The organism is Candidatus Dependentiae bacterium (genome assembly GCA_013821315.1).
Taxonomy (GTDB): domain Bacteria; phylum Babelota; class Babeliae; order Babelales; family Babelaceae; genus JACDHA01.
Window position 1 is genome coordinate 1 of sequence record JACDHA010000030.1, and the last position, 14,763, is coordinate 14,763.

Genomic DNA, 14,763 nt, shown 5'->3' on the forward strand with positions numbered 1-14,763 from the left:
TATAAAAATGCAGATGATTACGAAGCAATAAAATAATATAAGATAAGTATATTTAGATATCTTATAAAAGAGCGGAAGGTAAAAATTCCGCTCTTTTAGTGATTTTTTTCTTGAATCAGGCCGTGGTGTAGCTCAAGTATCGTATCCATTTTTTGCCATACTGCCGGATCATGACAAGCAATAATAAGACCAGTGCCGTATTCTTTTTGACAATCAAGCAACAAAGTCATAATAGCTTCACGATTACGTTCATCTAGATGTGCTGTAGGCTCATCAGCAAGAATAAAATCAGGATTATTAACAACTGCGCGTGCTATAGCAACTCTTTGCTGCTCACCGCCCGAAAGCGTTGCTGGTAAAAAATTTGCTTTACTACTTAAACCAACACGATCAAGAAGTTGTAACGCGTCTTCTTTTTTAACCGAACTAGTAGGCGAAATTAAGCCTTTGATCATAATATTTTCAAGCACTGAGAGCTCATGAATCAAATAGGGCATCTGAAAAACTAACCCTATGGTTTGATTTAACAGTTGGTTTTTTGCTTTATGTGTTAACATACTCGTATTATGGTTATTATAATACACGCTGCCGAGCGTTGGCTCTTCAAGACCAGCTAGAATACTCAGGAGCGTTGATTTACCTGTACCAGACACACCCGTGAGTGCGTACGTGTGAGCACTTACAAAAGTCTGAGTAATGCCTGATAACACCGTAATAGTATCGGTGCTTTGGTTAAACTGTTTTTGGATATTTTCAAGATAGATAGTGGCCATGATATACTTTCAAGATTTTTTTTAACTTACTGATTTAGTATACTATGACCTTGAGAGGCTGCAATCGGTGGCAACTATTTTTTAATGCTTTCAGCCTTCTTTTGACTATCGATTACCTGCTTGTAGAACCACTCTTTAGAAAATTTACCCGAATTTACTGTTTCTAACTTTTTATATAAATCCGCTATTGTTTGTTTAAGTTTATTGATTTCACGTTGCTTTTCAACGGCTGTATGATGCAGTGTTTTAATATGCTGCTTAAGCTTAGCGTACTCTTTTGTTTTTTCAACATCAAAAGCAGCAGATCTATCGGCTAGCATTTTTTTATACGAGCGTTCAGTATATTCTTCATTTTTTATTTTATTTTTATACGTACGTAAATCAAGCAAATCTGCTACATACTGATTTTGAGCATACATAAGATCATGCAGAAAATTAGCCTCTTCAACAAGTTTTTTTACTCCATTTTGCGGTAGTGTTTCTTCTTGCAGTGTCGTTGCCTTACTTGATAAAATACTACTATAATGATCGATCATTTGAATAAATTCAGGATAAAAAGCTTGCCGGAAAGTATTTGCGTATAAAAAACTTTGATGTAAAGAAAGTATTATCTGAGAATGCTCTGCTTGATTACCACTTTTATCTCCTGAACGGGATAACCCTTTTTCTAAAATAATTTTCTCTTGCTCAAGACGCTTAGTAGTGCTTACAGACTCGTTCATATATAAGCTTAACTTTTGACGCAGCACTTTTAAGCTCGTAACTTTATTTTGTAGTATAAAACTTGCTTCTATAAGAGAGCCCTTAGACGCTTGCTCTTCTACGGCCTGCAGTCGTAAAATAGAAAAAAATACACCAAAAATTACTAAGCTCGTTAGTACTACTCTTTTTTTAGCTAACATATACCCTCCTTTTTAATACTTACAGTACGAGTTTACGTTATTTTTACGTGCCCTGTAAAGAGCTTACGTCAGCAATAAAAAAATGAGTACGATAATATTTAAGTTCTTCAACTGATTGAACAATATCTTCTAAAGCACGATGATTATCTGGTTTTACAAATTTAGCACCAGCGCTTCTTGGGTACCAACGACGTACCACTTCTTTTATGGAACTTACATCAATAATTCTATAATTAAGAAAAGCATCAAGTTTAGGCATATGCTGATGGATAAAAGCTCTATCTTGCCATACAGAATTACCACATAAAGATGCTGTGCCGGTTACAACAAATTGCTGCAAAAATATAAGCGTTTGTTCTTCTGCTTCTTGTAAAGAAACCGTTGAACGTCGCACTTGGTCAACAAGACCCGAAGCTGTATGATATTTTTGGTTCCATGCATCCATTTTAGCTAATGTCTCATCCGATTGATGGATAACCAAAGCAGGACCATAGCCAATAATGTCTAGATTGTTATTTGTCACTAGACTAGCCATCTCTAAAATAGTATCTTCAGGCAAATTAAGGCCAGTCATTTCTAAATCTATCCACACTAAATTGGTTTGTAATCTGTCCATATAATTCCCCATGTATCAGTTAAAATATACGCTATCACCTACCTGCGCAATTTCATTAAGGTACCATCATGCAACTTTTATGGCAATAATATATAGCTATGGTACACTTAAATAATATAAGCTGAATGATATAATTTTTTTTAAAATTAAAGGAGCTCTCTATGAATAAACTGAAAGTGGGTGTACTTATGGGGGGTAAATCTATTGAAAAAGAGGTTTCCTTTAACTCAGGTCGTACCATATGTGATCATTTAGATACGGCACGTTACACAGTTATTCCCTTGTTTCAACATCATACAGGAGCTCTTTATATACTACCGTGGCGTTTTTTGCATAGAGGTAAAATAAGCGACTTTGAGCAAAGACTCGCAAGCCAAGCAGAACGTATTTCATGGAACAGTTTAAAGACACGCATAGACTTTATGTATATAGCCACTCATGGCCGGTACGCAGAAGATGGCACTCTACAAGGCTTTCTTGAAGTACTGCAAATACCGTATTTAGGCTCTAAAGTTATGGCCAGTGCTCTTGGTATGGATAAAATAGTACAAAAAAACATATTACATACCCATGGCATACTAGTGCCTCAAGGTATAACTGTAACTCCGGATGAGCTCACAGAGTATACTACTCATCCACAGAAATTAGCCCATGTATTGCAACAAGAACAACTAAGCTTACCATGCATAATAAAGCCTCATAAAGAAGGCTCAAGCTTAGGCATATCGGTAGCTTATACTCTTGATGAGCTTATGGTAAGTATTACTAAAGCTGTATTTATTGAGCATACTAAAACACAATCAGTGGTAGTAGAAGAGTATGTAACTGGTATGGAATTTTCTTGCATTATTTTAACTGATTATAAAACAGGGCAAAAATTGCCCTTACCACCAACAGAAGTAATACCTGAAAAAGATTCAGCTTTTTTTGATTATCACCAAAAGTACATGCCAGGACGTGCAACTAAGTTTACCCCTGCACGCTGCAACAGCACAGTTATTGAAGCTATTCAACAAACCTGTATGCGGGTAATGGATATTTTAGATATAAAAAACGTAGCACGTATTGACGGCTTTGTAACAACTGACGCTCGGATAGTTATCACTGATCCCAATACTCTTTCAGGCATGGCTCCTTCAAGCTTTTTATTCAGACAAGCAGCTGAGCTTAATATGAGCCACACACAAGTTATTAACCATTTAATTGAAACCGAACTGGCTCAATACTCTATGCTTTCTTCACTTATTTCTCAAGAACAACAATCTACTAATTCCCTCTATCAACCTAAAAAACTTCGCGTAGCAGTGCTTCTGGGTGGTCGCTCACATGAAAAAGAGATATCACTTGAATCAGGGCGCAATATTTTTTATAAATTGTCACCTCAAAAATACACACCGATTGCTATTTTTGTAGATTCACAGTTACAGTTACACGTTATAGATCAATCGTTACTGGTACGTAATTCAACAAAAGAGATTGAACTTGGCCTTAAACCACACATGCGTATTGAGTGGGATGACTTAGCAACTTTAGCTGACTTTGTTTTTATTGGGCTTCATGGTGGAGAAGGTGAAAATGGTTGCATCCAAGGCACGTTAGAAATGCTTGGTATACCGTATAATGGCTCATCTGTGTTTACCAGTGCACTTTGTATGGATAAGTTTAAAGCAAACAATTATTTACGGTCTCAAGGCTTTCAAGTACCACAAGGCATACTTGTACCTGCTAGTGATTGGTCTACCGATAAACAAACAACACTTCAAAAAATTAATAACACCTGCTCCTATCCCTTAATAGTAAAACCTCATGATGATGGTTGCAGCGTTCTTGTCTATAAAGTACATAATGATCAACAACTAATTACAGCTCTGGAAGCATTGTTTGCTGATAAGCAGTTTGCCCTTATAGAAGAATGCATTATGGGCATGGAACTTACTGTAGGTGTTATTGGTAATACTACCGTTACTGCTTTACCACCAAGTCAAGCAGTATGCACAGGTGATATTCTTTCAATTGAAGAAAAGTTTTTGCCTGGCGCAGGAGAAAATCAAACTCCAGCTCCACTGCCAGAAGATACGCTTATTGTTGTTCAACAAACTATGGTAGCAGCTTACAAAGCCCTTAACTGCAAAGGCTATGCACGCATAGACTGCTTTTATCAAACAGCTGACCAAAGCCCTACAGGCAACGAACGCGTAGTGCTTATAGAGGTTAATACACTTCCAGGCATGACTCCTGCTACCTGTATATTCCATCAAGCTGCAGAAATAGGTATTCAGCCCATGGATTTTATTGATATGATCGTTAAGCTCGGACTTGAAGAACATACAGCTCAAGTAGCTTTTGAACAACCAGCAAAAGAGCACGAAATATTCAACTAATAAGCTTATGATTTTTTATTGAGCTTGGCAAAAGAGTCTGTACGCATTACTGTACAGACTCTTTTAGTATATTAAAACAGATATTAACCTTTAAGCATACTATTTCAAATATTACATTAATTAGATTGGGTGGGGTTTTTAGACCAAGCCTGTAATTTTATAACAAACTTGTGCTCTTCTTTATTAGTGTGATAGAGTTAGAAAAACCGGTAAAACCATTCTATAAAAAAGGAATAGTGCATGTTTCCACGTTTTCTTACTCTACTTATAATGCTCCTAACATCCTTAATCTCCCATCCCATGTGCGACCCCTGTAATGTAAGGCAATCAGCATATTTGCCTAGCAATAACAATCCTATTTCAGTAGCCTATTCTTCTAATGGATGTCTTGCTATTGCTAATCAAGGCAATAATACAGTAACTATCTACTCAACAAATACAACAAATTGTACCCCTAATAATACACAACCTATAACTACACTAACTTTTGCTAATGGTATAAGCTCTCCTGTATCAGTAGCATTTTCCTCTAATGGATGCCTTGCTGTTGCTAATCAAGGTAATAGTACAGTAACTATTTACGCTGTGGACGCTAATTGTACCACTTCAGCTAATCCACTAGCTACTTTAAATAACGCTACAAGCGGTATAGACTTTCCTGTATCAGTAGCATTTTCATCTAATGGATGCCTTGCTGTTGCTAATATAGGTAATAATACAGTAACTATTTACGCTGTGAACCCTAATTGTACAACTTCAGCTAATCCACCAGCCCCACTAGCTACTTTAAATAACGCTACAAGTGGTATAAACCTTCCTGTATCAGTAGCATTTTCCTCTAATGGATGCCTTGCTGTTGCTAATGCAGATAATAATACAGTAACTATTTACGCTGTGAACCCTAATTGTACAACTTCAGCTAATCCACCAGCCCCACTAGCTACTTTAAATAACGCTACAAGCGGTATAAGCTCTCCTAGATCAGTAGCATTTTCCTCTAATGGCTGCCTTGCTGTTGCTAATGCAGATAATAATACAGTAACTATTTACGCTGTGGACCCTAATTGTACAACTTCAGCTAATCCACCAGCCCCACTAGCTACTTTAAATAACGCTACAAGCGGTATAAGCTCTCCTAGATCAGTAGCATTTTCATCTAATGGATGCCTTGCTGTGGCTAATGCAGCTAATGATACAGTAACTATTTACGCTGTGGACGCTAATTGTACAACTTCTGCTAATCCACCAGCCCCACTAGCTACTTTAAATAACGCTACAAGCGGTATAAGCTTTCCTAGATCAGTAGCCTTTTCCTCTAATGGATGCCTTTCTGTTGCTAATCCTGGTAGTACGGGAACACCTGGTGTATTAGTTTTCCGAAGTGTTATACCCAATGCACCTTTATTAACTCAGGTTACTTCTATCTGTAATGGCATTCTAAATATAGTAGGATCGGGAGCGGAAGCTAATGCAATAATACAAGTGTTTTCTAACGGTAATAATACCAGTATAGGTACTAGCACAGCTGCAGCTGATGGAACTTTTAGCTTTAACACAACTACTGCTTTAGCGGATGGCACTTATACTATTACATTAACACAAACTAACGATGTTCCATGTATAAGTGCACCCAGTAATGCTCTTTCTGTAACAATAAATCCTAATCCAACAATTAGCATTGCAGCAAATCCTTTGGTAATAACTAGGGGCCAAACCTCAACACTAACAGCGGTATTAGCTTCTGGTACACCGCCGTACTCAGTTGCTTTCTCGGATGGTTTTGTTTCTCCAGTAAGCTCAAATACAACGGTTACTTATGCAGTAAGTCCAGTAAGCACAACTACCTATTCTGCTACGCTTACTGACTCATTGGGATGTGTAAGCAATCCTGCTGATAGCGTTACTATAACTGTGGTTAATACAACACCAACACCAACGCCAACTCCAAGTAATTTAAAAGTTGCTTTATACGGGCCTCAATGTCGCAAAGTTACCACATGCAAGCCTAGAATAACAGGTAGAGCTACACCAGGGGCTACCATATGTTTATACGCTAATAATAAAGTTATAGGTAGTACTAAAGCAACTAGTAAAGGGACCTTTTGTATTATCCCTTGCAAGCCTTTAAGAAAGGGCTGTAATACTATTATCGCTCTTGCACGAAATGGAAACGTAACTGTAAGATCTAATAAAATTCAAGTGCTTGTCAAAAGATAAAGAGTAGAGCCTAAAGCTCAAGTAACTTTTAAACAACTAGCAAAAAAACAAGAAGTATTCAATGAAAAAGAGCCTGTACGTATCACTGTACAGGCTCTTTTAATTTGTCTTAGCTACTTTATCTATATTTTAATATTTGTGGATACTTAAACGCTAATAGCAAGATACCAATTAAGTTAGGTACTGCAACGCATACAAGCACTACATCCATGATGTTCCAAATAAACGGTACAGCAACAAAAGCACCTGAAAAGGCTAGAGCAGCGGCTATCAAATAATAAGTTTTCACATAACGGTAACCGGTAATAGTTGCAAAACTTTGGCTACCATTATAGGTATTACCAATAAGCGCGGTAAGCACAAACAATAATATACTAATAATCAACACAAATTGGCCACCTGCAACTGGTGAATTCATTTTAAAAGCCTGGTAAATAAGGGTATTATCAAGCTTACCTGCAGTCCACACACCCGTTACTAAAGTAAGTAACCCTGAAAGAGAACATAAAAACATATCGGCTATACCAGAAAACATAGCGAGTATACCCTGATCAGTTGGATACTCAACGTCAGCAAGCGCGTGTGGTATAGAAGAAGTACCTACACCAGCCTCGGTTATAAAAATACTCTTATAAATACCTTCACGCATTACTTTTAGAAGCGTAATACCAGTAAGGCCACCACATGCCGCTCCTGGCGTAAAGGCGCACGTAAATACCATTTTAATAGCAGACCACACAGCTGCAGGATTCTGAGCTAAAATTAAAAGAGCAAAGCCTACATACAGTAAAAATTTAAGCGGTACAATACGACTTGCTACAAAGCCAATACGTTTAACGCCACCAAGCACCACCACAAGCAATAAACTTATAGCAAGCAGGCCACTAAACCAAGCAGGTATTCCTTCTTGAGCCCATATACATGATAGTGTATTAACTTGAATGCTTGACCAGCCAGTAAATAAAAATATAGTAAGCAGCGCATACCAATTACCAACCCAAGGCGAAATAAGCTTAAGGTACTGACTTGGCCCACCTAAAATGTCCCCTTTTTGTGTAGACTGACGAGAGTAGACAGCAAAGGTTACTTCGGTAAATTTGGTAACTGAACCAAAAAATATATACAAAATAAGCCAAAAAAGAGCTCCAGGGCCACCAACACTAATAGCCATAGAAGGGCCTACAATATTTCCCATACCAATAGTAGTAGCCATAGCACTAAACAAGGCATGGAAAGGATTAATAGTTTTTGCATCTAAGTCTGATTTTTTCAGACCATGAGTTATGAGATGCCAAAAACGTGGAAATGCTCTTACTTGAGCAAAACCAGTCTTAAAAGTTAAAATAATACCGGTACCTAAAAATAAAATTAACGAAGGCAATCCTAAATAAGAATTAAGCAGTTCAACAAGCGTCGAACATTTGTTTATCAGTTCCATATGGTCTCTATGTTAAAAGGTGAATAGCTTACTTAACTTCACCAGTTTGCACATATTTAATTTTAAAGACAAATTTTCAACTACTACATTAATCTACAGTAGTATCTTAGATCTAGCACAATCGTCTTACTAATTAAACCTAAACCGGCATGAACTAATTTTTTGTTTTAATATATCTTGTCGGAAGAGCATAGCCCACTATAACTTTTCTAAGTTCCCTTGGTAGAGCCGATTTAGCTGAAGTAGTTCCTACCATTGTTTGAGCACTATTTGCCACTAAGTTAAAGAGCTGTGAGCACCGTCTCTATTGCGCTTTGTATATTTTTCCAATTCTTTAGTTATTAGCCTGTTTTTTGAGTTATTACTTATATCAAATGGGGTATGACCGTTATTGTTTTTTATAAAAGGATTACCGTTCCCTTTTTTAAGCAAAGCTCTTACTATACGAGCATGATCTTGAGTGGCACCTTCCATTTTAGCTGCTAAATGCAAGGGTGTATCGCCATTTGTATCTTTAATAGAGCTATTTGCTCCTGCTTTTAGTAATTGTTTTACAGCAGAGTAACGAGGCAATCCTGCTGTAAAAGCATAATGCAGTGGTGTCTGTCCGTTAATTTTGTCTTTATAATTAGGTTGAGCGCCTGCTTTTAGCAATGATTTTACTAAAGCAGTTCTATCTTGATCTTTAAGAACTTGCATCGCTGCAAGGTGTAATGGTGTAACACCAGTATTATCTGGTACGTGAGGCTTGGCACCTTTTTTTAACAAGAGTTTAACTAATGGTATAACTTCATCATCAGGATACCAAGCTACTGCTGTATAATGGAGTGGCGTTTCTCCTTTGAAATCTTGTAGAGAACATATTTCGGGGGTAATTAATGACTTTGCGTTTTTTAAATTATTTGACTTTACAGCAGTTAAGAATCTCTGAGCTCTAACAGGTTCATAAGAGCCACTGCTCATTAGATAACTAGATAAAAAACTAAACGCCATTATAAGTAGATACAAGTGCATTTCAACTCTTTCTTAGTTATAACAAAAAACATAGCTTACTTTTGTCTTGCTGGTAGTGTATAACCAGCGATAATAGTTTTGATTGACTCTGGTAAAGGTAAGCCAGATGTTGCATATCCTTCACTAGTATGCGTAACATAACCTAAAAGGCGACTCCAAGCTTTGCGAGCCCCTTCTCTATTTTCTTGAGTATAGTTTTTAAGTAATTGAGTTATTTGGGTATTATCAGCTTTATTACTTACATCAAAAACGGTTTCTCCTCTTTTATTTTTTATAAAAGGATTGCCATTGCCTTTTTCTAGTAATATTTTCATTAGTCCATGAATTTTAGTACTAAATCCTGCTCGAACAGCATAATGTAAAGGAGTATTACCAACTTCATCTTGAGCATTAGCGTCAGCCCCATAGTGTAATAACGCTTCAAGCACAGAAAGAGGAGGATGTGCACCTGAGAACACTACGTGTAAAGGAGTTAGTTGTAAGGAGTTTTTACTGTTAGCATCTGCACCTGCTTTTAAAAGCATCTGTACCATATCTGCTTTATCTTGACCTACCATCGTGTGTAGAGCTGCACGATGTAAGGGCGTATCTCTATTATTATCTCTTAAATTAGGATTTGCCCCTGCATCTAAAAGTAATTTTACTAAAGTAGTTTTATACTCATCAAGCTCGCCCCCATCAAGAAGGAAGTCGCTTGCTGCATAAAACAACATTGTTTTACCATTAGAATCTTGAGCATCAACCTTTTCAAGCAGAAGTAAGTCTTTTACTTCTGATAGTTCTTTAGGATTATTCTTTATTAATTCTATAAAAGTATTTACTTTAGTAACGTTCATACTGCATAGATAAAAATTAAAAAAACTTAAGACAATTACTATGATAAAGTGCTTCACTACTTTTCTCCTAAACTTCTTGTGCTAGTATATTGTTAAATATACAATAATTATTTTATATTTGTCAATATTTTAAAAATACTTTTATTTAATTCATGGTGACTTGACAAATAAACTATACAGCAAGAAATGCTTTTAATATTATAAAATAAAAAAAAGAACTTTTTGAAAAAGTTATTAATGAATTTATTGATCTTTATACGATTAAAATGCTAAATTATAAATAAACAAATAAAATCTTACAATTTTAAAGGAGATCTATCTCATGGAAAAGAATCGTAAAAATATAGTTACCCTTATATATACTTTAAGTATCCTATCTTATGGACTTACCTACAGTATGAATCAAGAAACAGGACCTCTTAGTAAAGCAGATCTTTCGCCAGAAGAAATAGAGCAGCTTTCAAGAGCTTATATAGGCTCACCTAATCTTCCTCGGCAAAAATCTCAGTCAATCGATAAATTAGAGCTTTCACCTGAAGAAAGACAAAAAATAGAGGAAGAGCTTTCAGTAAATCCTATGAAAGGTTCATCTAAAGACAGACAAGATACTTCACGTTATATGCATTATTCACCTGAAGAAGCACGTGAACTTCAAGAAATAGAAGAGCTTTCAAAGGCACACATACAATTAAGTCCCCAACAACAAAAAGAGTTGCTTTTAAAGCGTATGCAAACAGGAACGCATGTAGGACAGACCGCATCTCAATTAAAACAATAAAGTAGAACTTTCTGATGAAGAAATACATGAGCTGCTTTCAAAGCCATCTATGAACTTAAGTCTAGAGCAACAACGATTATTCAACCCATAAGTTATGTCTAGGTAAGTGGAACAAAAAATTCTACCTACCTAGATATTTTTGGCAGAGGCTATGAGGACTTGATTGCTCTCTTAATTAACCTAATGCTTTGGAAATACTATCTACAATTAACAAAAATTTGTATTGCATTAGAAGATACCATTGTGCTACCATTTGGCGTAAAAGCAACAATACCATTACAGCCTTTACATAAAGCTCTACATGGTATAATACAAAAAACACCTTTACTGTTTGCAGTGGTTTTCCCTATAAGCTTATTGTTAGCCTGTAGATAAATTGTTGCTCCAGGAGTAGCTCTACCAACTATTTTTGGTTTTTTTGTTGTAGTCGTGCGACATTTAGGACCACATAAAACAACTCTAACAGGACTTGTTGGCACAGGAGTTACTATAGGCTCTGTTGGTATAGGTGCATATACATTTAAGCCGCTATTGGTTCCAACAGCTAAACAGTTAGTAGGTGAAAATGCTACAGTTGGATTGCTACCTGCAGCAGTAATAACCTGAGACGCACTAGCATACTGACATGATGCCAATGGTGCATATATTTGTATTTGAGCTGTTAAATCAGTGCTAGTATTATAAGAGACAGCTAAGCAGTTAGCAGAAGAAAAAGCCACTTTTAATGCACCAGCACTATTAATAGATCCCACGCTTATAGGCATTCCTGAAGGTGCATATTGACAAGAACCTATTTGATTGTATAGCTGTACATAAGCATTATTATTTGTATCAGTATAACCAATAGCTAAACAGCCATTAGAAGAAAAAGCTACACTTGATTGAATAGTATTAGCAGTCGAAGTTATAGGGTTACCCAAGGCAGAATACTGGCAACTAGTAGTAGCTGCATATAATTGAACTGCGCTAGAGGTAGCAACAGGCGGGGGGCCCTCAGATTGACCAACTCCATTATTATAGACAATAGCTAAACAATCATTAGAAGAAAAGGCTAATCCAGTTATAGTATTATTACCTACACTAATAGGACTACCTAGAGGAGCATACTGGCAATTACTCTCTTGAGTATAAATCTGCACAAAAGCGTTAGACACACTAGGACCTCCTAGAAACTGACTGTAAGCAATAGCTAAGCAGCCATTAGGTGAAAATGCTGCATCAATTATACCATTATTGCCAAGATTAATAGGACTACCTACAGGAGAATAAGTACATTCAGCTGTTTGTCTATACATTTGTAGTAAAGTGCTATCTTCTTCAAGCGGTTGTATACCAATAGCTAGGCAGCCATTAGGTGAAACAGCTAAACCTAAGGCACTATTAACACCAAAATTTATAACTTGAGGATTTGCCACATCGTAAGAACATGCGTCAATTGGTTTATAAATAAGAACTTGATTATTAATACTTGATTGAAAACTTCTAATCAAGCAGCCATTAGCAGAAAATACTACAGATGTTGAAAAACCAGTAATTTGAGTTGTAGGATTTGGATTGTACAGACAAGATTCTTGGGCTTTGACGCTCAATGATAATACTATAAAAATACACTTATTTTATACATACATTATTCCTTTTAAATAATTTTAGTTTTAGATTACTCTAAGTTTTCAGCACTATCATTGTTATACCAATTTCAGAAATTTATTTGCAATAAAGAGAAAAACAGTACACAACATGTGGTGTATTTCACTATCGCCAAAAGCCCATTGGTAGCATAGCTTTTTTGATGTATCTGCTAACTTGTTCTTTCATATTCCTTTGTCTATATTTGAATATTAATACTAAGCAGTGCATGGCCCTAGGCTTTGCCTGGCTTTCTTTCCAAAACATAGCTAAATTCTAACAAACCGTTTTAACCTTTTTTTGATAAAAAAAGAAAGAGCTTTACACAACATCTCATCAAATATACTTGTGTAGACTAAAAACTGAAAAATATAACTCAATCATTACAAGCTAATGTAATACCCAATTTGTTAGTTAAGGTATAGCGTAAATCTATACTATACTTTAACTAACAAAATCTAAATAAAAAAGTGTTTAAAAATTACATAATGCATAATAAGTCAATAAGAGCATTTTTATCTATCATAAGCTTTATTGGAGTTAAACCTTGAACATTAGATTTATTCAAATATTGAGCTGCTCCTAAAGAGAGAAATAACTTAGCCATTGGTAAATTGCCCACTTGCATTGCTTTATGAAGCAGGGTATTACCATCCTTATCACATGTATTTAATGCAAAGCCTTCTTTGAGTAATTTGATAACTGTTTCGTGATTACTTAACTCAATTGCTTTAAACAATGCTTGACGCTTAACAATTACCAGTTTCTTAAGTACATTAATATGCTCTTGTGTTTCAGAAGAAACAGAAGCATCATTTCTTAAGAAGAGCTCTATGAGAGGCAACCGTTTTATAGAGCCATTTTTAACAGCGAGATCTAATGGCGTGCAATTATTACTATCCTTAGCATTAATATCAGCACCTTCAGCAATAAGTAGCTCTGCCATCACTGGATGATTATTTTCAATTGCTAAATGTAACGGAGTTTGTCCATTAATATTTTTAATATTTATAGCGGCACCTTTATCAAGCAATGATTTTGCTGCAGTTATATAATTCTTTTGAGCAGCTAGATGTAGTGGGGCGAGCATAGTTGATGTTTCTTGAACATTTACTACCTTGATACCTTTATCAAGAAGCCATTGCACAATTTCCTCATGTCCCTTAAATAGACTGACATACAAAAGTGATTGATTAGCAATACTTAAAGCATTTATATCAGCCCCTTTATCAATTAATAATTTTACTGCAAGCAAACTACCGTTTCTAATGGCAGAATATAAAGGGGTACAATTGTCTTTATTCTGAACATCTATGGTAGCACCCTTAGCCACTAAGAGTTCTACAATAGATTTATGATCATTAGCTGCTGCTGAATGTAACGGAGTTGCCTTAGCATTATTTTGAACTCCTATACGAGCACCTTTACTTAACAACAATTCTACTATAGCTATATGACCATTTTGAGCAGCAACATGTAATGGGCTAAAATTATTCTTTGTCACTTGAGCATTTACCTTAGCACCTGCATCAATAAGCAATCTTACTGTATCAGTATGACCATAAGCAGAAGCATAAAATAAGGGATTTACGCCATCATTGTCTATAGTAGCAATATGGGCTTTGCTGTTAAGTAACTGTTTAATTATATCTAAAGAGGTATCCCTTTGAGCAGCTAAATTTAATGGTGTATTGCCACATTTATCCTTAGCTTCAAGTGATATTGATTGATTTTTAAGCAAGAGAGGCAGTATAGTTACGCGGTTATATTTAATAGCGTAATGAAGGGGTGTCTGTTTATCATTATCTAGAGCATTGACATCAGCATTTTCTGCAATAAGTAGCTCTGCCATCACTGGGTGATTATTTTCAATTGCTGAATGTAACGGAGTTTTTCCCTTAATATCTTTAATATTTATATCAGCACCTTTATCAAGCAGTGACTTTGCTACAGTTATGTAATCTTTTTCAGCAGCTAGATGTAGAGGGGCAGTTAGAGTTGTTAATGCTTCTTGAACATTTACTACCTTGATACCTTTATCAAGAAGCCATTGAGCAATTTCCTCATGTCCCTTAAATAGACTGACATACAAAAGTGATTGATTAGCAATACTTAAAGCATTTATATCAGCCCCTTTATCAATTAATAATTTTACTGCAAGCAAACTACCGTTTCTAATGGC

11 protein-coding genes are annotated in these 14,763 nt (G+C 35.9%); 3 read left to right on the forward strand and 8 right to left on the reverse strand.

Annotated elements, in window-relative coordinates:
• Window positions 1-95: 95 nt before the first annotated feature.
• From H0X48_06115 to orn, 3 genes are all read right to left on the reverse strand, one after another.
• Entirely contained in the window at window positions 96-773 is a 678-nt protein-coding gene (locus tag H0X48_06115; protein ID MBA3954867.1) for an ABC transporter ATP-binding protein, read from the reverse strand.
• Window positions 774-847: 74 nt separating this feature from the next.
• A complete protein-coding gene (locus H0X48_06120; GenBank protein MBA3954868.1) occupies window positions 848-1,675 on the reverse strand; it encodes a hypothetical protein in 828 nt (275 codons plus the stop codon).
• Window positions 1,676-1,718: 43 nt separating this feature from the next.
• Window positions 1,719-2,291 carry an oligoribonuclease gene (orn, locus tag H0X48_06125; protein ID MBA3954869.1) on the reverse strand — a complete coding sequence of 191 codons (573 nt, stop codon included), beginning with the start codon at window positions 2,289-2,291 and terminating at the stop codon, window positions 1,719-1,721.
• Between the two features lie 161 nt (window positions 2,292-2,452).
• Here orn and H0X48_06130 point away from each other — a divergent pair, with 161 nt between their 5' ends.
• Window positions 2,453-4,672 (forward strand): ATP-grasp domain-containing protein, encoded by a 2,220-nt coding sequence (locus H0X48_06130; protein MBA3954870.1) that lies wholly within the window; start codon window positions 2,453-2,455, stop codon window positions 4,670-4,672.
• A 240-nt stretch (window positions 4,673-4,912) separates the two neighbouring features.
• Window positions 4,913-6,889, forward strand: coding sequence for a beta-propeller fold lactonase family protein (locus H0X48_06135; protein MBA3954871.1), 1,977 nt, complete (start codon window positions 4,913-4,915; stop codon window positions 6,887-6,889).
• A gap of 118 nt (window positions 6,890-7,007) precedes the next feature.
• Here the strand turns inward: H0X48_06135 and H0X48_06140 are convergent, their stop codons facing one another.
• From H0X48_06140 to H0X48_06150, 3 genes are all read right to left on the reverse strand, one after another.
• The gene (locus tag H0X48_06140; GenBank protein MBA3954872.1) at window positions 7,008-8,327 is read right to left on the reverse strand and encodes a sodium:alanine symporter family protein; all 1,320 of its coding nucleotides are present in this window, start codon (window positions 8,325-8,327) and stop codon (window positions 7,008-7,010) included.
• Window positions 8,328-8,603: 276 nt separating this feature from the next.
• Window positions 8,604-9,341 (reverse strand): ankyrin repeat domain-containing protein, encoded by a 738-nt coding sequence (locus tag H0X48_06145; protein ID MBA3954873.1) that lies wholly within the window; start codon window positions 9,339-9,341, stop codon window positions 8,604-8,606.
• A gap of 35 nt (window positions 9,342-9,376) precedes the next feature.
• Window positions 9,377-10,234 (reverse strand): ankyrin repeat domain-containing protein, encoded by an 858-nt coding sequence (locus tag H0X48_06150; protein MBA3954874.1) that lies wholly within the window; start codon window positions 10,232-10,234, stop codon window positions 9,377-9,379.
• A 265-nt stretch (window positions 10,235-10,499) separates the two neighbouring features.
• Here H0X48_06150 and H0X48_06155 point away from each other — a divergent pair, with 265 nt between their 5' ends.
• Window positions 10,500-10,955: a hypothetical protein gene (locus tag H0X48_06155; protein ID MBA3954875.1), complete on the forward strand. Its 456-nt coding sequence runs from the start codon at window positions 10,500-10,502 to the stop codon at window positions 10,953-10,955.
• A gap of 197 nt (window positions 10,956-11,152) precedes the next feature.
• Here H0X48_06155 and H0X48_06160 read toward each other — a convergent pair whose 3' ends face one another.
• Both H0X48_06160 and H0X48_06165 read right to left on the reverse strand, forming a co-directional pair.
• A complete protein-coding gene (locus H0X48_06160; protein MBA3954876.1) occupies window positions 11,153-12,544 on the reverse strand; it encodes a hypothetical protein in 1,392 nt (463 codons plus the stop codon).
• Window positions 12,545-13,062: 518 nt separating this feature from the next.
• A partial coding sequence (locus H0X48_06165) for an ankyrin repeat domain-containing protein (protein MBA3954877.1) occupies window positions 13,063-14,763 on the reverse strand: 1,701 nt, incomplete at its 5' end.